16 protein-coding genes and 3 tRNA genes are annotated in these 23,857 nt (G+C 32.1%); 8 read left to right on the top strand and 11 right to left on the bottom strand.

The genetic code is table 11. The features are described from left to right. Entirely contained in the window at nucleotides 1–801 is an 801-nt protein-coding gene (locus N5D03_RS04065; protein WP_280050999.1) for an SDR family NAD(P)-dependent oxidoreductase, read from the bottom strand. 121 nt (nucleotides 802–922) lie between these two features. Between N5D03_RS04065 and N5D03_RS04060 the strand changes: the two genes are divergently transcribed. The 4 genes from N5D03_RS04060 (at nucleotide 923) to N5D03_RS04045 (ending at nucleotide 2,250) form a co-directional block, all read left to right on the top strand. Then, the gene (locus N5D03_RS04060) at nucleotides 923–1,816 is read left to right on the top strand and encodes a lysylphosphatidylglycerol synthase transmembrane domain-containing protein (protein WP_280050998.1); all 894 of its coding nucleotides are present in this window, start codon (nucleotides 923–925) and stop codon (nucleotides 1,814–1,816) included. A gap of 126 nt (nucleotides 1,817–1,942) precedes the next feature. Beyond that, nucleotides 1,943–2,017 (top strand) — tRNA-Val (locus N5D03_RS04055). Nucleotides 2,018–2,059: 42 nt separating this feature from the next. Next, nucleotides 2,060–2,134 (top strand) — tRNA-Val (locus tag N5D03_RS04050). 41 nt (nucleotides 2,135–2,175) lie between these two features. Then, nucleotides 2,176–2,250: transfer RNA gene (locus tag N5D03_RS04045), tRNA-Val, on the top strand. Nucleotides 2,251–2,685: 435 nt separating this feature from the next. Here the strand turns inward: N5D03_RS04045 and N5D03_RS04040 are convergent. The 4 genes from N5D03_RS04040 to ileS form a co-directional block, all read right to left on the bottom strand. Next, nucleotides 2,686–3,081 carry a hypothetical protein gene (locus tag N5D03_RS04040; protein ID WP_115001528.1) on the bottom strand — a complete coding sequence of 132 codons (396 nt, stop codon included), beginning with the start codon at nucleotides 3,079–3,081 and terminating at the stop codon, nucleotides 2,686–2,688. 75 nt (nucleotides 3,082–3,156) lie between these two features. After that, complete coding sequence (locus N5D03_RS04035) at nucleotides 3,157–3,801, bottom strand: lipoprotein signal peptidase (RefSeq protein ID WP_115001529.1); 645 nt, start codon at nucleotides 3,799–3,801, stop codon at nucleotides 3,157–3,159. A 9-nt stretch (nucleotides 3,802–3,810) separates the two neighbouring features. Then, nucleotides 3,811–4,197, bottom strand: a complete 387-nt coding sequence (locus tag N5D03_RS04030; RefSeq protein WP_115001530.1) for a TraR/DksA C4-type zinc finger protein — start codon at nucleotides 4,195–4,197, stop codon at nucleotides 3,811–3,813. 4 nt (nucleotides 4,198–4,201) lie between these two features. Next, entirely contained in the window at nucleotides 4,202–7,609 is a 3,408-nt protein-coding gene (ileS, locus tag N5D03_RS04025; RefSeq protein ID WP_280050997.1) for an isoleucine--tRNA ligase, read from the bottom strand. A 213-nt stretch (nucleotides 7,610–7,822) separates the two neighbouring features. On the opposite strand from ileS, the gene N5D03_RS04020 reads away from it, so the two are divergent. The 3 genes from N5D03_RS04020 to N5D03_RS04010 are packed head-to-tail and all read left to right on the top strand — an operon-like array spanning nucleotide 7,823 to nucleotide 11,268. After that, nucleotides 7,823–9,442 carry a DUF4836 family protein gene (locus N5D03_RS04020; protein WP_280050996.1) on the top strand — a complete coding sequence of 540 codons (1,620 nt, stop codon included), beginning with the start codon at nucleotides 7,823–7,825 and terminating at the stop codon, nucleotides 9,440–9,442. Further along, entirely contained in the window at nucleotides 9,432–10,073 is a 642-nt protein-coding gene (locus N5D03_RS04015; RefSeq protein WP_280050995.1) for an ATP-binding cassette domain-containing protein, read from the top strand. Before N5D03_RS04020 ends, N5D03_RS04015 begins: the two co-directional genes overlap by 11 nt. Next, a complete protein-coding gene (locus N5D03_RS04010) occupies nucleotides 10,057–11,268 on the top strand; it encodes an ABC transporter permease (protein WP_280050994.1) in 1,212 nt (403 codons plus the stop codon). The genes N5D03_RS04015 and N5D03_RS04010 overlap by 17 nt, the downstream gene beginning before the upstream one ends. A 77-nt stretch (nucleotides 11,269–11,345) precedes the next feature. Here N5D03_RS04010 and N5D03_RS04005 read toward each other — a convergent pair whose 3' ends face one another. The 3 genes from N5D03_RS04005 to N5D03_RS03995 form a co-directional block, all read right to left on the bottom strand. Beyond that, nucleotides 11,346–12,005: a porin family protein gene (locus N5D03_RS04005; protein WP_280050993.1), complete on the bottom strand. Its 660-nt coding sequence runs from the start codon at nucleotides 12,003–12,005 to the stop codon at nucleotides 11,346–11,348. 204 nt (nucleotides 12,006–12,209) lie between these two features. Continuing rightward, the gene (locus tag N5D03_RS04000; RefSeq protein ID WP_280050992.1) at nucleotides 12,210–12,704 is read right to left on the bottom strand and encodes a hypothetical protein; all 495 of its coding nucleotides are present in this window, start codon (nucleotides 12,702–12,704) and stop codon (nucleotides 12,210–12,212) included. Between the two features lie 190 nt (nucleotides 12,705–12,894). Then, a complete protein-coding gene (locus N5D03_RS03995) occupies nucleotides 12,895–16,479 on the bottom strand; it encodes a DUF2723 domain-containing protein (RefSeq protein ID WP_280050991.1) in 3,585 nt (1,194 codons plus the stop codon). A 251-nt stretch (nucleotides 16,480–16,730) separates the two neighbouring features. Between N5D03_RS03995 and guaB the strand changes: the two genes are divergently transcribed. Further along, nucleotides 16,731–18,191 carry an IMP dehydrogenase gene (gene guaB, locus N5D03_RS03990; RefSeq protein ID WP_115002117.1) on the top strand — a complete coding sequence of 487 codons (1,461 nt, stop codon included), beginning with the start codon at nucleotides 16,731–16,733 and terminating at the stop codon, nucleotides 18,189–18,191. A gap of 64 nt (nucleotides 18,192–18,255) precedes the next feature. Here the strand turns inward: guaB and N5D03_RS03985 are convergent, their stop codons facing one another. The 3 genes from N5D03_RS03985 to N5D03_RS03975 all read right to left on the bottom strand — a co-directional run bounded on the left by N5D03_RS03985 (nucleotide 18,256) and on the right by N5D03_RS03975 (nucleotide 23,828). Then, nucleotides 18,256–18,963 carry a hypothetical protein gene (locus N5D03_RS03985; RefSeq protein WP_280035975.1) on the bottom strand — a complete coding sequence of 236 codons (708 nt, stop codon included), beginning with the start codon at nucleotides 18,961–18,963 and terminating at the stop codon, nucleotides 18,256–18,258. A gap of 109 nt (nucleotides 18,964–19,072) precedes the next feature. Continuing rightward, nucleotides 19,073–20,671: a SusD/RagB family nutrient-binding outer membrane lipoprotein gene (locus N5D03_RS03980; protein WP_280050990.1), complete on the bottom strand. Its 1,599-nt coding sequence runs from the start codon at nucleotides 20,669–20,671 to the stop codon at nucleotides 19,073–19,075. Between the two features lie 13 nt (nucleotides 20,672–20,684). Then, nucleotides 20,685–23,828, bottom strand: a complete 3,144-nt coding sequence (locus N5D03_RS03975; protein WP_280050989.1) for a SusC/RagA family TonB-linked outer membrane protein — start codon at nucleotides 23,826–23,828, stop codon at nucleotides 20,685–20,687. Nucleotides 23,829–23,857 lie beyond the last annotated feature (29 nt).

Raw genomic sequence — 23,857 nt, 5'->3', positions numbered from 1 at the left:
TTAATCTAATTTTGAATATTTTGCAATAATATTTTCGAACATTTTTTGAGGTAAAATATTTTTCAAGATTACCGAAAATTTCTGCATCGATTTTCCAATATAATAATGTGGTTTCAAATTCTTCTGAGCCAAAATATTTTCAATAATCGGAATCAAATCTTCTGTTGGCGTACCATCTTGCACTTCGTGATCGATATCAGCAACCATTGCATCATATCTTTTTTGATAAAATTTTGACACAAAAGTTTTCACACGACCTTCTGCAATATTGGTTTTGATATCTCCAAAATTCAACGTAGCAATTTCTACTCCTGTGTGACGATTTTCCAAACGAGCCGATTCAATCAAACGATCAATCATCGCTTTAGAAGCCGAATAATAACCTCTAAACGGCAAACCGTTGTTACTCGCAATCGAAGAAACATTTAGGATATAACCGCTTTTTTGAGAACGCATTGTAGGCAAAACTTCTTGCATTGTATAAATTGGACCATACACATTAACGTCCAATAATTTCTCGATATCAGCTTTTGAAGCATCTTCCACAGCGCCTAACATTCCAATTCCTGCATTGTTAATCAATACATCAATTTGATTGTTCGTTTCCGAAAAAATCTGCTGAAAACTACGTTTTACATTTTCTTTATCCGAAACATCTGTCGCAATATGTTTAAATTTTTTTTGACCTTTAGCTGTTCTTGATAAACCATAAACTTGATGTCCTTTATCGTGAAAATAATTTGCCAAAGTCAATCCTACACCCGAAGAAGAGCCTGTAATTACAATAACTTTTGATTGCATGATTCGATTAATTTAAACACAAAACTACATAATATAAGACAAATATTGGTAGGTAAATAATTTTTTGAATGGTTACTAGAAGATTCTCTAAATTTGTGCGTTAATTATCAAAAGATTTCAATTGAATCCAAAAACTAAAAAATATATTATAACAGGAGTTAAATTAACGATTAGTATTGCGTTAATCTATTATATCTTCTTTGTTAAACTACATATTTTTGATATTTTCAGTCATTACAAAAATGCGAATTGGGCGTATATTTTTATTGCTGTTATCCTTTATGTACTTTCGCAAGCATTGTCTGTTTTTCGTTTAGACTATTATTTTCGGGACATCAATCTTGATTTATCATATAAATCAAATGCACGTTTGTATTTTTTAGGAATGTTTTACAATACCTTTGTTCCAGGTGGAATTGGTGGCGATGCATACAAAGTTTATGTGTTGAATAAAAACTATAAAATCAGTCTAAAAGAAATTTCGCAGGCGGTTTTTCTTGACAAAATTATTGGACTTTGCGCAATGTTGTTAATCATCATTTTTCTAATATTTTTCTCAAATTTGACAGATTACCCTTGGATACAATATGGTTCTTTAATCTTTTCATTGGTTGGTTTTGTAGCTGTTCCATTTATTTTAGGAATCATTTTCCCTATTCATAAAAGAACTTTTTACAACTCGATGATTTATTCGATTGTATTACAATTGATACAAGTTGGTATGTTGTATTTTGTATTAGAAGGATTGAATATTCATCCAGAGAATTTCAGTATTTATTTATTGATTTTTTTAGTTTCAGGAATTTTATCGATTATCTCTTTTAGTGGATTTGGGATTAGAGAAGCTGTATTTATGTACGCTGCTCATCGATTCAATTTTGATGAAACTTTAGCAACAAGTGCGGCATTTATTTTCTCTATCATCACCATTTCTATCTCATTTATCGGAATCATTTACCTGTTTAAAGGGGTTAAAATTGAAGAGAAAAAGAAAAAGACGAATATTTCTTTTTAAAATCTGAAAAATTATTTCTTTGAAATGAAAAGAGTTAAGTCCTAACATTAAATTTTATTTAATTTTTTTCATTTTAACTATTTGGATTATTCAAAAACAGCCCTATATTTGCAATCCAATTACGAAGGTCTCTTAGCTCAGTTGGTTCAGAGCACCTGCCTTACAAGCAGGGGGTCACTGGTTCGAATCCAGTAGGGACCACATAAAGACAATTAGAAAGTCTTTCAAATAAAATTCTAAAAAGGTCTCTTAGCTCAGTTGGTTCAGAGCACCTGCCTTACAAGCAGGGGGTCACTGGTTCGAATCCAGTAGGGACCACATAAAGACAATAGAAAGTCTTTCAAATAAAATTCTAAAAAGGTCTCTTAGCTCAGTTGGTTCAGAGCACCTGCCTTACAAGCAGGGGGTCACTGGTTCGAATCCAGTAGGGACCACAACAAAACTCCTTTCAAGAAATTGAAAGGAGTTTTTTTTGTTTTAACTATTCAAGTAGCACATCTTATTTTACGGTAAATGCTAAATTTTGAAACTCGTACTGTAAAGCTTATAACTCTCAGGAAAGGATAAAACAACTCTGTGTAATCAACCGAGATTAATGTTATACGTTTTAAGTTGTATGTTTTACGAAATTAGAAGTTCGGAAGTATGTAAATCCTTGTCAAGGTTTGAAACCTTGACAAGGATATTTTTAAAACGTTTTTATCCTTCGACAAGCTCTGGATGACATATTATAGAAGTTAAAATTCTATCTCTAATAAAAAAACTGATAAAATAACCAAATGTAAATCAATGTTTACCTTTGGTAGTATTGTGAATATACAGTTATCTATATTATTACCGATACTAAGTTTATTTTAGCTCATTCATCATCAACTTAATATCTTTTTCCAAGGCAGTAAAAAAAATAATATCGCTATTGAAGAAACTGTCAATTGAAATAGATTATGTTTAGCTTCTTCTTTTTTTATTAGAATATTACGTTCATTATCATAATAAAGTTTTATTTTTTCGCCGAGGTTTAATTCCGCACAAGCATTTCTTCCATATTTCACCTTATAAATTAATTGTTTATAAGAAACATACACACTACTTGACCCTTTAGATCCACTACAAGACTTTTCAACAATTGTAGTGGTAACAACTTTATTCTGAGTAGCAATTCTAATGTTTCTGTTATAGAAATACAGACAAATAGATAATGCTATAATACATCCAAAAAGGGCATATATCTGTCTAATGAAATAATAATCATTTTGAAGTTTCATAATTTATTTATCTTTATCTACGATTACTGATTCTAAAAAAAACCTCACTAATTAATTAGCGAGGCTTTTATCTTTTTAAAATCTTAATCTTACACCATTTTCGGTTGTAAAGGCTTTTTTACGGAAAAGAAACAAAGTAAGTCCTCCAATAAAAATAGCCGAATCTGCGATATTAAATACAGGCTGAAAGAACTTATAATGTTGCCCGCCTACAATTGGAATCCAAGAAGGCCAATCGAACTCCACAATTGGGAAATAAAGCATATCTACGACACAGCCTGTAAACCAACCAGAATAACCAGCAAAGTTTGCTTGTGCGACACCTTGATAGCCTACCCAATCCTGAAACATTTCATTGTAAGTAGTTCCTTTATCGAAAATAACGCCATAAAAAATTCCATCAAGTACATTCCCTATTGCCCCTGCCAAAACAAGCGCAATCGGAATGATAAAGAAATTATTATTTAGTTTTTTCGACCATGCATTAATATAGTAGATAATCATTCCGATTAAAGCAATTCGTAAAAGTGATAAAACTATTTTTCCTGTTTCTCCTCCGAAATGCATTCCATATGCCATTCCAGGATTTTCTACAAATGCTATTTTAAACCAACCCAAAACATCTACGTCTTCACCTAAAAAAAAGTGTGTTTTTACGTAAAATTTTGAAATTTGATCAATGATTAAAACCAAAATGGTAATGAGTACTACTTTTTTCAAAATACTTGATTAACGTTGCATATTTTTAGCTTCGATGCTTAATGTTGCATGCGGAACTAATTTCAAACGATCTTTGTTAATTAATTTTCCTGTTACACGGCAAATACCGTATGTTTTGTTCGAAATACGTAACAATGCATTTTTCAAGTCGCGGATAAATTTATCTTGACGTGCTGCTAATTGTGCATTTTGTTCTTTCGACATGGTTTCAGAACCTTCCTCAAACGCTTTGAAAGTTGGTGACGTATCGTCCGTTCCATTGTTACTATCGTTTGTGTAAGCTTCTTTCAATAATTCATAATCTTTTATAGCCTGATCTAATTTCTCTTGAATTATTGCTCTAAACTCTTCCAACTCTGCATCAGAGTACCTTACTTTTTCATCTGTTGTTGCCATACGCTTACAGTTTTGTAATCGCAATTTGCGTCATCAATCCATTAATTTCAACCTCTGCTCCATTTGCAACTTGGTCTTGTAAAACAAGATCTTCAGCTAATGTTTCAGAACAAATGTAATCTTTGTTTTGCTCGACTGCATTTACGATTGATTCATCATTTTTTAAGTTAAGTATAATTTTGTCGGTTACTTCTAGTCCGGTTTCTTTACGTATATTTTGAATTCTATTTACCAATTCACGTGCAACACCTTCATTAATTAATACTTCAGTTAATTTTAAATCAAGTGCTACTGTCAATGTAGAATTAGAAGCAACAGTCCATCCTGGGATGTCTTTTGTAGCGATTTCAAAATCTTCTAAATCTAAAGTTAATGTTTTGTTGTCAATTAACAAATCTATTTTACCTGATTGTTCTAATTTAACAATTTCTTCATTCGTTAATTCTGCTGTAGCAGCCGAAATAGCTTTCATTTCTTTTCCATATTTCGGACCTAAAGTCTTGAAATTAGGTTTAATAGATTTCACTAAAAGACTTGATGCTTCTTCGTTTGTTAAAAGTTGAATTTCTTTAACGTTAACTTCTTGTTTCAATAATTCTGATACAGCTTCCAAATTAGCTTTCATCGTATCATTCAATACAGGAATCATTACTTTTTGTAATGGTTGACGTACTTTGTTATCACTCAATTTACGAAGTGATAAAATCATACTTGTCGCCGTTTGTGCTAAATGCGTTTGTTCTTCTAATTCGGTTTTAATCAATGATTCGTCTGCAACGGGGAAATCTGCTAAATGCACAGATTCTGCAGGATTTTTACCTGTAGCTGCATTCAAATCTTTGTACAAACGATCCATGAAGAATGGTGCAATTGGAGAACCTAAAATAGAAACCGTTTCTAAAACTTTGTACAATGTTTGGTAAGCTGCAATTTTATCTTTCGAATAATCACCTCTCCAGAAACGTCTTCTTGATAAACGTACGTGCCAGTTTGATAAATTATCTATCACAAATTCTTGAATAGCACGAGCCGCTTTTGTTGGTTCATAATCTGTTAAAAATGCATCAACTTTTTTCGTTAATGTATTCAATTCAGAAATAATCCATTGATCTAATTCAGCTCTTTCATTTACAGGAATTTCTTCTTCTTCAAATGTAAATCCGTCTACATTCGCGTATAATGCGAAGAATGAATAGGTATTATATAATGTTCCGAAGAATTTACGACGAACTTCGTCAACTCCAGCAATATCAAATTTTAAGTTTTCCCAAGGTTGCGCATTTGCAATCATGTACCAACGTGTTGCATCAGGACCATAAGTTGCCAATGTATCGAATGGATCGACAGCATTCCCCAAACGTTTTGACATTTTTTGACCATTTTTGTCTAATACCAATCCGTTTGACATTACATTTTTATATGCTTTCGAATCAAAAACTAATGTTCCGATTGCATGCAATGTATAGAACCAACCACGTGTTTGATCGACTCCTTCTGCAATAAAATCAGCTGGATACATTGTTCCATTATCAATCAATTCTTTATTTTCGAATGGATAGTGAACTTGCGCATAAGGCATTGCTCCAGAATCAAACCAAACGTCAATCAAATCCGCTTCGCGTTTCATTGGTTTTCCTGATGCAGAAACTAATGTAATTTCATCTACTACATTTTTGTGTAAGTCGATTAAATCATAGTTTTCTTCTGTCATATTTCCAACTTCGAAATTTTGGAAAGGATTAGAAGTCATTACACCTACCGCAACAGATTTTTCAATTTCAGCAACTAATTCTTCAACAGAACCAATTACAGTTACTTCATCTCCTTCTTCAGTTCTCCAAATTGGTAATGGAATTCCCCAATAACGAGAACGAGATAAGTTCCAATCATTCGCATTTTCTAACCAGTTTCCGAAACGTCCTTCTCCAGTCGCTTTAGGTTTCCAATTGATTTCTTTGTTCAATTCAACCATACGATCTTTTACATCCGTTACCTTGATAAACCAAGAATCTAATGGATAATATAAAATAGGTTTGTCTGTTCTCCAACAATGTGGGTAACTGTGTTTATATTTCTCTACTTTGAAGGCTTTGTTTTGCTCTTTTAATAAAATCGCGATTTCTACATCAACCGATTTTTCAGGAGCAGTTCCATCATCGTAATATTCATTTTTTACATATTTACCTCCATAACCTTCTGGTAAATCAGCCACAAAACGACCTTGTAAATCTACTAAAGGAACAGCATTTCCATGCGTATCTAATACCAACATTGGTGGAACACCAGCATCTTTTGCAACGCGCGCATCATCAGCACCAAAAGTAGGCGCAGTGTGTACGATACCTGTACCATCTTCTGTTGTTACGAAATCTCCAGGAATTACTTGGAAAGCATTCTCTGCATTTTCGTAAGGCAACGCCCAAGGTAATAATTGTTCATAACGAGTTCCAACAAAATCAGCACCTTTGTATTCTCCTACAATTCTATAAGGAATTGTCTTATTTCCTGCCGCATAAACTTTGAAATCTTCTTCTGTTTCTGCTAAGAAATATGGTTTACCGAATTGTTTAGAAACCAATGGTTTTCCTAAAATTACGCGAATTGGTTCGAATGTATATTGATTGAATGTTTCAACTACAACATAATCGATATTTGGACCAACTGTTAACGCTGTATTTGATGGCAACGTCCAAGGTGTTGTTGTCCAAGCTAAGAAATACACATCTCCATCAAAATCATTAAATAAATCTGTCGAATCTTTCTTTACTTTAAATTGAGCAACAATCGTTGTATCTGTAACATCTTGATAAGTTCCTGGTTGATTTAACTCGTGTGAAGATAAACCTGTACCAGCTTTCGGAGAATATGGTTGAATTGTATAACCTTTGTACAACAAATCTTTGTTATAAATTTGTTTCAACAACCACCAAACAGACTCCATATATTTTGGTTTATACGTGATATATGGATCTTCCATATCCACCCAATAACCCATTTTTTCAGTCAAATCATTCCACAAATCAGTGTAACGCATTACTGTACGTTTACAAGCTTCGTTATATTCTTCAATTGAAATTTCAGTTCCAATATCTTCTTTGGTAATTCCTAATTCTTTCTCAGTTCCCAATTCTACTGGTAAACCGTGCGTATCCCAACCCGCTTTACGAAAAACTTGTTTTCCTTTCAAGGTTTGATAACGACAAAATATATCTTTGATAGAACGTGCTAAAACGTGGTGAATCCCTGGCTTTCCGTTTGCAGAAGGAGGACCTTCATAGAACACAAAAGATGGATTTCCATCACGCGTAGAAATACTTTTCTCGAAAACATTATTTTGTTTCCAATCTTCTAACGTTTCTTTTGAGACTTGTACCAAGTCTAAGTGCTTATATTCTCTAAACTTTTTTGCCATCGAATTCTTTCTTATTTCTTCTAAATCAAGGAGTGCGAATATAAGAAATTTTTACATATTTTTATTGTTATAGAAACGAAAATCATATTAATAATTGCTTAAATTTATCCCAATATTACAGATTTAACAATTCTTGAATAAAAATCAGATGATTTCAGATTTAATTCAGGATTAAACAAATAATTAACAACAATTTTTAAAGATATTTTTTCGATGAAAAAAGGCTTCAAATATTACTCAATTCTATTTCTAATTTTGCTTTTTGCAAGTTGTTCCAAAAACGAAGATTATACGGTTTTGATTCCTACAGATGTAGATTTTGTTGCGTTGATAAATCCAAAATCAATTGCAGAAAAAGGTAATTTTCAGAAATTAGAACAATATAAAATTTATCAATTAGCCGAAGGCGAACTTAAAAATCAAGACCCAACTTTTGATCAATTATTAAATGATATTAAAAACAATCCAACTTCTTCGGGAGTAGATATCATCAGTCCTATTTACCTTTTTGGGCAAAAAATTAATGGAAAAAATATGGTTGCGTTAATTACAAATATGCGCGACAAAGATCAATTTGAAAAACATTTATCAACGATTTACAAAGGTTTATACAAAAAAGAAATTTCGTTTGAAAAGAAAGATGGCTTTACGACTATTTCTGGATTCAATAAACCGTTTATAGCTTGGAACAAATCTCAATTTTTATTGATTGTTTCTGAATTTGGTGTTGGAGAAAAAGCGATTCAAGATTATTTCACGAAAATTATCAATGATAAACATTCACTTGCGAAAGAAAATAACAGCTTTGGAGATTTTGTCAAAAACTCGCAGGATATCAACATTTGGTACACTGGAAATTTCTTGAAAAACTTCTCGAAACATGAAAGTTCTGAAAAGAAAAACCTTGATTTCACAAAAAGTTCTTGGGTCAATTTTATTTCATTTACTTCGGACGGAATTAGTTTCACTCAAAAATTTCATCCAGATGCGATTACAAAAGTTGAATTGCAAAAACATCCAATGTGGAAATCAAAAATCAATACTGATTTTTTCAAGTATTTTCCTGCGCAAAGTTACATGAATATTGGACTTGGAATTTATCCTGCCAACACGCGTTATGTGTTCGAAAATCAGAATTTCTTGACTACTTTTTTAGAACAATATGAAATTGATTTGAACAAATTAGAACAAAGTTTTGAAGGCGAAGCTTTGTTTAGTGTTTATGATTTTGAGATCGGAAAAGCATTCAATCCAAATGATTTTTTTGGTAAGAAAGAAGCTTTTATCAAGCAAGTTGTTTATCCGCAATTTGTTTTGGGAGGAAAAATGAAAAACGATCTTTTCTTCAACGAATTTATTAAATCTCATCAAGAAAATATTCAGAAAATTGGACCGTATTACATGTTACCAATTTCGACAAATATGAAGATTTATATGACATACAAAAACAATTTGATGTACATTACAAATAATCAATCGATCATGAATCAATATTTGAACAATATGGTAAGTTCTTCAAATTTTGTCACAACAGGATACGCTACAAACGCTTCAAATCCAATGTTTGGTTACGTGAATCTAAATTTTGATCAATATCCAAAAGAAGTTCAAAAATATATTTATCAACAAATTCCGTTCGGAAACACGAAAGAAATGCAAACGGTTTTATCTTATTTTGATCACATCGATTACCGCGTTTCGAATGAATACACAAAAACAGGAAAAATACATATGAAAAAGACGGATAAAAATAGTTTGGAAGTGATTTTCTTACTTTTGGACCAAGCTTATTCACTATTTTTCAATCAAGCTGCACAACAAAATGGAAATTAAAATCAGTCAACTTGTTCCGCATCCTTTGAAAGAATTTGGGTTCGAACAATCTGAAATTTGGAAAAATACATACACTTTTTCAAGCGGAAATATTTATCAAATCGTTGCACATTCTGGTGTTGGAAAATCGACGTTGATTAATATTTTGTACGGTGATAGAAAAGATTATGACGGAGAAGTTTTGTTTGATGGACAAAATATTAAGAATTATTCTTTGAATGATTGGACAAAAATTAGACGCGAAAAAATTGCGTATGTTTTTCAAGGTTTGCATTTGTTTGAAGAATTAACTTTGATGGAAAATATCCAATTAAAAAATGTATTAACACAACATCAATCCGAAAATCAAATTATTGAATGGATTGAAAAAGTTGGTTTAAAAAGTCATTTACATCAAAAAGCGATTCATCTTTCTTATGGTCAACGTCAACGAATTGCTGTGATTCGCGCACTTTGTCAACCATTTGATTTTCTACTTTTGGACGAACCTTTTAGTCATTTAGATGAAATAAATCAACAACTTCTGATTGATTTGGTTACCGAAGAAGCCACAAAAAATAACGCTGGAATTATTTTTACAAGCTTACACGAAATTCACGATAAACGCCTTACAAATGTCATTCAACTCTAAAAATTTAATCGAAAAATTAGTTCGTAAAAACTTAAGTTTCTTACGAATTATAACGTTTTGTTTTTTCTCTATTATCGGTTTTTTCATCTTACTTTTAGCAGGAACAATTTATTTGGATTATGCCAAAAATTTTGGAGAAGATAGTTCAGTTTGGAAAGCAAATTATGTGGTCTTAAACAAAAAAATATCGTCTTTACAAACGTTGACTGGAGAAAAACCAAGTTTTAGTGAAAATGAAATTAACGATTTGAAATCGCAAAATTTTGTAGCAAAAGTCGGAACATTCAAAAGCAGTCAATTTCCTGTGAAATTACAAGTTGGTGGAGTTGCTGGAATTCGTGGTTTTTCGACTGATTTATTTTTTGAATCTGTTCCAGAAGATTTCATTGATGTAAAAGAATCAGATTGGAAATGGCAAGAAGGACAAGATTTTATTCCGATTATTATTCCGAAAAGTTATTTGAATTTGTACAATTTCGGTTTTGCAACAAGTCAAGGTTTACCACAAGTTTCGGAAGGATTATTTACTAAAATTCCTTTTCAATTGGTTTTAGGAAAAGGAGAAAATCAGAAAGTATATCAAGCAAGAATTGTCGATTTTACAACAAAAATTAATACGATTTTAGTTCCTGAAAACTTTTTGGAATGGGCAAATCAAACTTATGCACCTCAAAAAAATACAGAACCTTCACGAATTGTTGTTGAAACGAAATCTCAAGGAGATGAAAATGCTTCAACTTATTTTGAGCAACAAAATTATGATATCAACAAAGATGAATTGAAAAATAATGAATTGACGTATTATTTAAAATTAGCTTTTTCCTTGGTTTTATTTATTGGTTTAATCATTGTTTTTGCAGCGATTTGGTTGATGATTATCAATTTTCAATTGATGATTGAAAAGAACAAGCATAAAACGAAAGATTTATTTTTGATTGGTTACAACATCAATCAATTGACTCGTCCGTATCTTAAATTTTCGATTATATTTATGTTAATCAGTTATCTCATTTCGATTCCATTGGTTTATTTTGTTTTGGATATTATCAAAGAAAAAGTCGGAAAATTTATGGCAACAGAAACTTCTCACGTTTGGGAAGTGATCGGTTTTGGATTAATCATCGTGATTATTTTATTCATCATTAATAAAATAATTTTGACACAATCGATCAAAAAAATTGCATTGAAAGATTAATGCTAAATATTATAAAAACATAAAAAAGGATTCTGAAAAACTCAGAATCCTTTTTATTTATACTTAAATATTCTCGATTAGAACGAATATCCAACTCCTACAGAAAACGAATGATTTTTTACATCACCAACTTCTACATTGTTGTTGTTATTATCTCCTATTTTAGTTAATCCCATATAGTATCTCGCTCCAACATTGATATTATCTGTTACATTATATCCCAAACCAAAGTTAACACCGAAATCAAAATCTTTTACATTATCTTTAATGTCAGTTTTTTCTTCCGTATTGTACACCGTGTTGTTTACATAAGTACTAACTTGCGTTTTATTACTCGCATATACATTGTATCCAAATTGAGGTCCAGCCTCTATATTAAAGCGACTTCCAGCAGGATAAAATTGAAGCATTACTGGAACTTGAATATAATCTAAAGTCGTTTTATTGTAATTTTTGACCGTCGTGTTTCCAACTTCTGTTACGTCAGTTTTTTCTCGTCCCCCCATTCGTGTAAAATTAACCTCTGGCTGAACTGCAAACTGTTCTGTAATTGGAAAATGTCCATACAAACCAGCTCCAAAACCAACCTTATAATCATTATTGTTCACGTCTTTCCCGTTAAATGAAGACATATTTACACTTGATTTAATACCAAATTGTGCAGATGTTGTTTTTTCTTGTGCGCTCAAACTAACAACTCCTAACATTGCAGCAGCAATAAAAAATAATTTTTTCATCTTTTTAAATTTTATAGTTCTAATTATGATGCATTCATAATTTCAAGTGCTGTGCCAAATAATGTTAAAACAACACTTTAACAATCTTAAAACAATGATTAACAATGGTTTTAATTCAAATATTTAACATTTAAAGAATTGAATTAAAATAAAAAAGCTACATCTTTCGATGTAGCTTGTATCAAGTATAAGTTGTTCTTGTTATTAGAATTTATAAGCAAAACCTAAAGAAACTACATCTGCATTAAATTTTTTACCATCAAAATACTCGTTATTTGTAGCAATTCCTTTATATCCTGCATAAACATCAAAATTAGCTGCAGAATAACCTAATTTAGGTTGCCAAAATAAACCTCCATCCATTTCACTTTTCGTAGCAATTGCGTAACCTAAATCCGCACCAATGAATACATTATTTTTAAATTCATATTTCGCTGTAGCTGCTAATGGAATAAAACCAAAATCATCTACACCATCTTTTCCTATAAAATGATCATATCCCGCTTTAGCTCCTAATTTAATATTACTTGCAACCGGATGTAAATACGCTACATCAGCTCCTAGGTTAAAAGACGAAACATCTGATGCATTTCCTACTGGAATACCAATATGAACACCACCTTCAATACCTGTTGTTTGAGCTGAAACTCCAATCATACCTGCTACTGCGAAAGCAGCTGTTAATAATACTTTTTTCATTTTTATAATATTTTAAAATATTTACAATTTTGTTAAACTTATTTGTATAATTTCAATTTGTGTGCCAAACTCCAAAATTCAATAATGATAAAACATATTAAAATTAACAATTACTTAATATTCAAAACTTTATTATACAAAAAAAGCTCCAAAATAATTTTTGGAGCTTTTCTGTTTTTATTGATTTGACTTATTGTCCGACCATTTTGTATAAAATATTCTGTTGTTGTTTCGCATAATTGGTATCAATTTCTGCTGCTACACCAATCATTTCGTCTAAATAATTAAACTGATTCATGATTTTTGCTTGATCAGCTGCATCAACTTTTCCATCCGCAATAACTTCTTTATATAAGGTTTCGAATTTCTTTAAAACAGGATTATAAGCAGATTCGAAAACTTTCAATGCTTTTTCTTTGTCACCTCTTTCACCTAAAGCGGAAGCTTCATTGTAGATTGACATCATCAAATCATTTTTAGCCGCGGCTAAATCTGAACCAATTGAATATCCTTTTCCTGAAGGTAACGACTCGAAGAAAGCAATTTTTGCATTCGCTTCTTTACGAACATGTGCAAACAATTCTTGTGCTTTTTTATCCTCACCAGCTTTCAAATAAATTCCAGCAATTCTACTCACTCCATAACCAATATCGTATTTCGCTAAAGCAGGAATTTCTAACATCACTTTGTCTAAAACTGCAATCGCTTCTTTTTTGCGTCCAGCATTCAATAAATCATCTGCCAAACGAACTGCAGTATTTCTATAAGAAGATGTGTAATTACGCTCTGTCAAACTAAATGACGCATCATGATTATTATATCCAGACCATTTATATGAATTAAATGTTCTTAACAACATATCATTATCAGAAGCTCCAATAATTCCTCCTTTACCAAAAGGTGTATAAATAGGAACTAATTTATAACTCATTCCAGCATTCAATAAATAATCATTCATGTAGAATGTATTTTCAGGATCAGAAATTCCTCCTCCACTAAAGTAGATAGGACGATCCCAATTGTATTTCGCCATCATTGACAACAACAACAAATTGTTTTTGAATAAACTTGACGCTTTGATATTAATTGTGATTGAATCAACCATTTTATCTGCATCTTTTGCACTTACAATTCCGTATTTTAGCGCATTTGCTTTATTTACAGGAACAACAATTTTTGAAACAGGTAAATAATTTGCTCCACCAATTGGATAACCAAAATAATCTGCTAAAGCTTGTTTCTCTGGTGATTTATTATCTAAAATAAAATCCATCGCTTCTTTAGCTGTCATACTATCTGTTGTGATATATTTTTGTAAAGGTTTTAAACTTTTATAAACTGACATCACTTGATTTGGATCAATTTCAGGATCAGATAAATATTGAGCAACTTGTTCAATTGGCATTTGACTTAATGTTTCCAAAGTTTGATTAGATCCTGATTTGATGAAACTATTCAATTGATCAAAAATATTTTTGATAGAACCTCCTACCACAAAAATTTGATCGTTAGTTCCAGATTGATAATCTTTCGGTTTCAAATCACTTGGAAGAGGCGCTGCATTGTACGTTCTACGTAACAATTGTTCTAAATTCCATGGAGAAGCAGCCAACGTTAAATTCGCAATTTTTACATCATCACGGAAATTTTCGGTTTCTTGTAATCCCCAAAGTGGATAAGTATCATTGTCACCATAGACAAAAAGAATAGCGTTTTTATCGAGCGGATTCAGATAATTGTAAGCTAAAGAATAAGCTACAGAACGCTCTGAACGATCGTGATCATCCCAGTTTTGAGCTCCCATTAAAATTGGAATACCAGCTAAAATAACAGTCGTTCCAATTGCTAAAGATGGTTTCAATTCTTGCTTCATCAATTTCTGAAGTAATAAATAAACTCCTTGTACACCCAATCCTGCCCAAATCGCAAATGCATAGAAACAACTTACTAATGCATAATCACGTTCACGAGGTTCGAAAGGTTTTACAGATGTGTAAAAGATGATTCCGACACTTGTTAAAATAAACAATGACAACAATGACCACCAGTTAACAAAATTTCTGTTTAATTGTGTAAATAACCCGATTAAACCTAAGAATAATGGTAACATGAAATATACATTTGTTCCATCATTTCTATATTCATCTGGTAATTTTGATTGATCTCCTAAACGTGGATTATCAATAAATGGAATTCCTGAAATCCAATTACCTTTTGTAATCTCGAAATTACCTTCTAAATCGTTTTGGCGACCAGAGAAATTCCACATAAAGTAACGGATAAACATATAGTTGATTTGGTAATCAATAAAGTAATTAAATTGTTCACCAAATGTAGGTGGTTCGATATCTAAAATCTCACCATATTTCTTAAGTTCTGCAACTTTTAATTGTCTGTTTTGACGTTTCTCAACCAATTGCGCGTACATTTGTTGCGCTTCTTTATCACCCGCATATTGTGCATTCAAAGAGAATTTTGGAAAAGCATAAACTGCCGCATAATTCTCCATCACACCTGGGTCTGGACTAAACATTTTAGGGAAAAACTTCACATATTTATCTTCATATGTATAATCTAAACGATCCGAAACTTTCAAATATTTTCCTGTACGTTTATCCTTAATATATTCAGAACTACGAACTGTACTTTCTGGTGCTCCGTTAGTATCACGCTTGATTCCGTCACTTGCAATATGAGCCGTAAAAACTGGTCCGTACATCACAGGCCAAGAACCATATTGTTCACGATTAAAATAATCTAAAACACCCAAAGCTGTATCAGGATCATTCAAATTCATATGAGGATTTGCGTTTGCACGAATCGGAATAACTAACCAACATGAGAAACCAATCAACATAAAAATCACACACCACGAAATTGTATTCAATAATGCTGAACCATATTTCTGAGTTAATTTAATCGCAAAATAGAAAACTGCAATTAAAATGATAGCGGCGATAATTGTTCCTGAATTAAAAGGCATTCCCAAATTATTTACTACATAAATCTCTGTTCTTCCAAAGAATGTCATCACAACTGGGAAAATTATTTTGAATACAAAAGCTAAAATAATCAACGTAATTACATTTGCGATTAAGAAACTTTTGATTGTAAATCTATATTTTCGAGCATAGTATACAAAACAAACTGCTGGAATTGCTAACATTGCCATTAAGTGAACACCAACCGATAAACCAATCACCAACGAAATAATTACCAACCATTTGTTTCCTCTAGGTGTATCTGCTACTTGATCCCATCTTGTAATCAGCCAAAATAATAGCGCAGTAAAGAAAGATGCCATTGCATAAACTTCTCCTTCTACCGCAGAAAACCAGAATGTGTCGCTAAACATAAAAATAGCAGCTCCAACTAATCCACTTCCTAATGTTATAATTTTTTGAGAAGCATTTAGTTCAATCGCATCAACATTCATTGGATCTTGCGTTTTTGCAAACATTTTTCGAGCAAAATATGTAATTGTCCAAAACAAAAACATAATTGTTCCTGCACTATACAAGGCAGATGTACTGTTGATTAATATGGCGTATTTGCTTCCGTCACCAAAAGCTAAACCAGACCAAACTGCTCCCATTATTTGGAACAAAGCTGCTCCTGGTGCATGCGTTATTCCCAATTTTGCTGATGATACAATGTACTCACCACAATCCCACAAACTCAGGTAACGTTCCATCGATGCCAAATACAATATTGTCGCTATCAAGAACATCGCAACACCCAAGATGTTGTTCCACTTTTTGAAATTTATATCCATTTTGTTTTAATAAACTATCTTGCGAAAATAAGATAAAAAATTGATATAGCTTAGGATTGAAATGATTAAATTCTGATTAGAATCTCATCTAAACAATATAGATTTATCGAATATTTTAAAATTAATTTTAAATTTTCTAATCGATTCATTTACATATTAACAAAACATCAAATCCTTCAAAATTAAGATACATTTTCTCAAATAGTTTTGATTCTAAACTTTTTTCATCTAAATTTGCAATGCAAAAAGCAATGCCTTTAACAGACAAAATTCTACAAACGGGCTTCACTTTTGACGATGTGTTATTAGTGCCTGCCTACTCAGAGATATTACCGAACCAAGTATCTCTACAAACAAGATTCACAGACAATATCACCCTTAACATTCCGATAGTTTCTGCAGCAATGGATACTGTATCCGAAGCAAGATTAGCTATTGCATTAGCGCGTGAAGGAGGTTTATCTTTCGTGCACAAAAATATGTCGATCGAAGAACAAGCGAATGAAATTGATATGGTAAAACGTTCGGAAAACGGAATGATTTCTGATCCAATTACTTTATCTCGTCATCACAAGTTGCAAGATGCAGTAAACTTAATGGAGAAATACAAAATCTCTGGTTTACCAGTTGTTGAAGAAGATAGAACATTGGTTGGAATCATTACAAATCGTGATATTCGTTACCAAGAAAACTTCGATCAATTGGTAGAAGACGTGATGACAAAAGAAAATATCGTAACTTCTGATATTGATACTGACCTTAAGAAAGCAAAAGAAATTCTTTCTCGTTACCGCATCGAAAAATTACCAATCGTTGACGAAAACAATAAATTAATTGGATTAATCACGATTAAAGATATTGACAACTTAACAGAATTCCCTAACGCATGTAAAGACACAAAAGGTCGCTTACGTGTTGGAGCAGGTGTAGGAGTTGGTGCTGATACATTAGAACGTGTTCAAGCTTTAGTAAACAAAGGTGTTGATATCGTAGCGTTAGATTCTGCTCACGGACATTCAGCTGGAGTTATTAGTAAAGTTGCTGAAGTTAGAAATGCTTTCCCTGAATTAGATATTGTTGGAGGAAACATTGTAACTGCAGAAGCTGCAAAAGCTTTGATTGATGCTGGAGCAAATGCTTTAAAAGTTGGTGTTGGACCAGGATCTATCTGTACAACTCGTGTTGTAGCTGGTGTTGGTGTACCTCAACTTTCTGCTATTCATGATGTACATTCTTACGCTAAAACAAGAAACGTTTCGATTATTGGAGATGGTGGAATCAAATTATCAGGTGATATTGTAAAAGCGGTTGCTGCTGGTGCAAACTTGGTGATGTTAGGAAGTTTATTCGCTGGAACAGATGAAGCGCCAGGAGAAGAAATTATTTTCCAAGGTCGTAAATTCAAAGCATATCAAGGAATGGGTTCTTTAGCTGCTATGAAACGTGGTTCTAAAGATCGTTATTTCCAAGCTGATGCGAAAAAATTAGTTCCAGAAGGAATTGAAGGTCGTGTTCCTCACAAAGGTTCTATTGCAGAAGTTGTTTACCAATTATGTGGTGGATTACGTGCTGGAATGGGATATTGCGGAACTCCAACAATTCAAGATTTAATTGAAAACGGAAAATTTGTACGTATCACAGGTGCTGGTTTACACGAATCTCACCCACATGATGTTGTCATTACAAAAGAGGCTCCTAATTATTCGAATTAAGAATTATCAATATATTAAACAAAATAGCAAGCCAATTGGCTTGCTATTTTGTTTAATATTCATCTTAAAGCTTGTTCATAAAATCAACAAGTTTAATTTTATCTTTCTCTAAACTTAGATTCAAATTATTCTTATTTACAAAATCTACTAATTCAGGACTATTTTGAATTTTATTTAATTGTTTTTCATTTGTAGGAAACTCATAAAACTTATCTTCTTTATATCTAATCAAATATAAATCACTATCATTTACTAATGAAAATTTTGTATTTGCTTTATTGGCATTATTTTTAAATTCTCCATGAGTTATTATCTTTTTATTTCTTTTATACAAAGAAAATTTATCTTTATCATATACCAAAACTTCTAAATAACCTTCAATTTTACCATTTTTAGTAGGATATTTAAGAAATTGATATTGAGTTAACGGAAAATAAATCATCAACTCAGGAACTTTGGTTAAATTAAAAATTTTACCTTCTTTTTCAAATTCCATCTCATCTGAATAAGCATTATATCTCAATTTAGAAAAGTCAAGATTAAACCCTTTAATCTCTATGTCTTCAAAATTTGGATTAAAATATTGGCTTCCTTCGTATTGTTCTATGACTTCACCTTTATTTCTTAAAGCAATTTCATTTTGAATATTACTTATTTGATGGGATATTCTTTCATTTAAAGTTCTATCAACCCCATCTGTTAATAAATTTTGTTGAGCATTGACACCTAAACAAAAAGAAGCAAAAAAACAAAATATTTTAATTTTTAACATACTCATAATATTTACTATCCAATATACAATTTATTTCATTAAAAATCAATAAAATAAAAAAAGCAGCAAAAATAATTTTGCTGCTTTTATAAAGAAAATGGATATTATATTATTTAGTCATCCACCATAATTTTCCATTAATTGGATCCTTTCCGCCATAAGCTGAAACTGCTTCATTCCAATTTGTAGTATTAAGAGTTTGTTCACCTAATGGATATGAAATTCTATACGGAATATCAGTCATACCTGCTACTAATGGAGTGAATACGTATGGAGTACCATCTATTTCATATCCAGTTTGACCAGGTAATAATAAAATACTACCATTAGGATATCCTGTACGTCTATATTCTACCCAAGCAGTTTGAGGCTGCATATACAAAGCAATATACTTTTGAGTAATTACATTTTCTTTATTTGCAGCTGGTAATGCAGCTACATAAGCATCAATTTTAGCTTGATCTACTCCCCATTTTTGCATAGATGCTATCACACCATTCACATAATTAGTTTGGTTCCAACCATTAGCTTCTGATAACAAGAATTCTACTTCAGAGTATTCCATTAAAACCTCAGCATAATCTGCAGAGAAAATAGTTTTTGAAAATGGAGATACTTTAGATACCTGATTATTTGATGATAAACGATCAGAAGGTAATCCATAAGGAATTCCTTGATATTTTGTAATATCATCCGTTTCTACATAGTTACCTGAACCAGCGTTAGCTTTTGATGTTCCTAAAGGTGCAGCATATTTTTGTAAACGTGGATCAACTCCATAATTACCAGATTGTCCTTTTAATAATCTTATTAATTGATTATTCACATAGAAGTCATTTCTATTTCTTACAAAAAATTCACTCCAAAATGGAGAACCTTCCACAGCCGATGTTCCATAATGTTGCAAAGCATTGTCTTCATTTGAGGTAAAAATTCCTTTTGCAATAGCATCTTGCATTTCAGCTTTCGCTTCAGGATATACATCTTTAATTTGGTTAGCAATTCTTAAACGTAACGAGTTTGCAAATTTTTTCCATTTAGATGCATCTCCAAAATAAATTTGGTCACCAATTTTATTCTCAGGACTTGTAAATACATTCTTTTCAGTAATATCCAATTGCGCTTCAGCTTCTTTTAGCTCTTGTAACAAATTTTTAAAGATAACTTCTTGCTTAACATATTTAGGTTGAGCATACGTATCAATTTGTAAAGCTTGAAAATCTGGATTCTTTGCACCACTTAATGACCAATAAGGTACATCACCGAAATAATTTGTCAAATCCAAGAATTCGTAAGCCATCATAATACGTGCTACAGCAATCTGTGTATCAACATCTCCGTAAGCAGCTTGTTGTGGTCCTAAAACAGGATCTGTACAAATACTTATTACCTTTTTTAAGTTAGATAAAGATCGATAACTTGCGTTCCATGCTTGATCTCCTGTTGTCGTACGATAAGCGTATTTATCCTCTTCTGTATAGTTTCTCTGTGCTGAATATTGTACCCAAGGTAATAACATACGTCCTGATACCCAACCATCTCTCATCTCATCTACAAATATTTTTGTAGCAATAGGAAAAATCGTATAAGTTGGTGCATTTTCAGGTGCATTTGGACTGATATTCATTTCTTCAAATCCATTATCGCAAGAAGATAATAAAGCACTTCCTAGTAATGCTGATAATATAATTGTTTTATTGATTCTCATAATAATTTAATTTTTAGAATTGTAACTTAAGATTCATACCATAAGTTCTTGTAGATGGTAAAGACCCTCCTTCAATACCTTGTATATTTCCAGAACCATAAGAAGCCATTTCAGGATCAAATCCTTTTTTATCTAATCCCCATGTAGCTAAGTTTCTACCAAATGCAGATACAGTAACGTTAGCAAAAGGCCCTGCCCATTTTTTAGGGAAAGTATACGATAAAGTTACTTCACGTAATTTGATGTAGTCTGCATCAAAAACATTTTGGCTATCTACACCATTATAATATGCTTTATAATAATCGTAAGCAGAAACTTCAGTTGTGTTTTTAACATATGATTTTGTTCCTTCATCCCACATTACACCATCTGCAACAACTCCATTCTCACGAACTCCATTAGCCGCGGTTTCTTCTAACATTCCAGAGTACATACCCCACATATGAGAAGTAGAGAAGAAATTACCTCCTTTTTGAATGTCAATTAAAGCTGATAAAGCAACACCTTTGTATGTAAATGTATTTCTAATACCCATGTTATAATCAGGAATAATTGATCCTAAATTCTTAACTTCAGATTTTTCATAGAATCCATTTGCATCTACTACTTTATTACCTTGATCATCATAAACAAAGTCTGTACCCATAATCTGTCCATACTGTTGACCAGATATAGCCCAAAGTTGAACACTAAATGGAGCATTAGTTAAGTTGTATGAATCCATTTCATCAGAAACTTTAACTACTTTATTGTTGTTCTTCGCAAAGTTCCAAGTTACTCTCCACTCAAAATCTTGATTTCTTAATGGAACGATATTTACTAATGCTTCTACACCTTCGTTAGTCATTTCTCCAGCATTTAACCATTTGTATTCATATCCTGTTGACCATGAATGTTGAACCGGCACTAATAAATCTGTACGTTTTTCGTTGTAATAAGTCACATCAAAACCGAAACGATTATTAAACATAGATGCTTCTAAACCAACTTCCCATGTATCTTTAATCTCAGGTTTTAATAACGGATTCATCTTAGTATTTGACTGAATAAATGTAGGCGTTCCATTAAAGTTTATACTTGAACCTAATACATCCCCTGTTTGATATGGAGTTAAATCAGATGAAACTTGCGAAACACCTGCTCTTAATTTACCAAAATTTAACCAACTTGGTTTAAATACTTCAGAGAATACAAAACTCCCTGTGACAGATGGATAAAAATAACTATTATTTATTATAGGTAATGTTGAAAACCAGTCATTACGGCCCGTTGCCTCTAAGAATAACATATTCTTATATCCCAAAGAGATCATACCATATATAGAGTTCACTTCTGAAGTTTCTCTAAAACTCGATGTTGTTGGATTATCTAAACTATTTCCAATAAAATAATAATTAGGAACAACTAATCCACCATTTGTAGAAGATGATAATCTACTTTGTGTTTTGTGTCTTCTGTTCACCCCTGCAAAAGCATTTAAGGAGAAATCCCCCCATTTTTTATCAAAATGTAAGCGTCCTTCGTAGTTCATCTCTGTAAATTTATAATAAGCTTCAGAGTATTTAGACATTGCTTGAGAACCTACAGCTACACGTTCAGAAATTTGCATATCATATGTGTCTCCCATTACATTTGCAATTGCATATAATCCTGGTGCGATGTCATATTTAAATTCCACATTTCCGTAGAAACGATCTCTTTTATCTTTTGATGTATTTTCATTCACTACCCAGTATGGATTATCAGAATAAGCTGGTGTAGCGTCATCCCAAGAAGTTCTATTCCAAGAACGTTGGTTACCATTCGCTAATTTATAATCTTTAAGTTGATTATAATCCAATTGTCTTTGCCCCCATTGGAACATTTTTTGAGCTACTGAGTTATCTCCATATCCAACCTCTGGTCTATTGAAACCGTCAGTTCTAGTATAAGTTAAATTAGTTGTTACAGTAAATACATCACTAAATTTATTTGATAAGTTAATACTTGCTGTCGTTTTCTCTAAACTAGAATTTGGAACGATACCTGTTTGGTTAACATTAGATAACGAAACTCTTAAATTAGTAGCCTCATAAGATTTTGTAAACGATACACTATTCGTATATGCGACTCCTGTATTAAAAAATGACTTTACATCATTTTTTGAAGCTTGCCAAGGAGTTGTTTTCATGTAATCGCTAGCAAATTCAGGATCAAAAGCATACCATTGTAAAACTTCTTGATTGTTAAATCTTGGTCCCCAAGATTCATCTGTAGCATAATCTACAACTTGATAATCTTTACCTCCTATGTTAACTGTTTCAAATTCACTTGAACCTCCACCTCCATATAAACTTTGTAATTTTGGAATTTGGTTAATAGACTCAAAAGCAACACCTGTATTTACAGTAATTTCTTCTCTACCTTTTTTACCAGATTTTGTTTTGATCATAATTACCCCATTCACAGCACGAGAACCGTATAAAGCTGATGCAGGTCCTCCTTTTAAAACGTTTATAGACTCTACATCATCTGGGTTAATATCAAACGCTCCATCACCATAATCACGACCTCCGCCACCACGCTGAGTATTTGTATCATTAACATTATTATTAGCTAATGGAATACCATCAATAACTATTAAAGGTCTATTTTCTCCTGTAATAGATCCAATACCTCTTAACGTAATACGTGTAGAACCTCCTAAAGATGAAGGTGCAGTAATTTGTGCTCCAGCCACGTTACCAGATAAAGATTGTAACGCGTTACTTCCTCTACCTGCCTGAATAACATCTCCTTTTACTTCTTGAGATGCATATCCTAATGATCTTTTATCACGAGTAATTCCTAATGCTGTTACTACAGCCCCTTCTAACTCTACCGTTTCAGAAGGCTTAAGAGTTACTTTATATTCTGAACCAGTACCAACTGAAAAAGTTTGAGTTGGCAATCCCATTGCTTCTACTGTTACTAAATCTCCTTGCTTAGCTTCAATACTAAACACCCCATTTTCGTCAGTGTAAGCTTCTTTTCCTGATGTTGTTTTTACAACAGCATCAGCTACTGGAAGTCCATCAGAGTCTGTTACAGTTCCTGTAACTGTCTTTTCTTGCGCATATAAAGAAGCTCCTAAAAGAAGTCCTCCTAATACAAACAAGTTTTTTAAATTTCTCCTCATCTGTTAAAACATTTTTAAAACTTTCATAA

This window comes from Empedobacter sp. GD03861 (genome assembly GCF_029840885.1).
GTDB lineage: Bacteria > Bacteroidota > Bacteroidia > Flavobacteriales > Weeksellaceae > Empedobacter > Empedobacter falsenii_B.
Note: the sequence above shows the minus strand (reverse complement) of the source record. Positions and strands in the feature narration are given on the sequence as shown.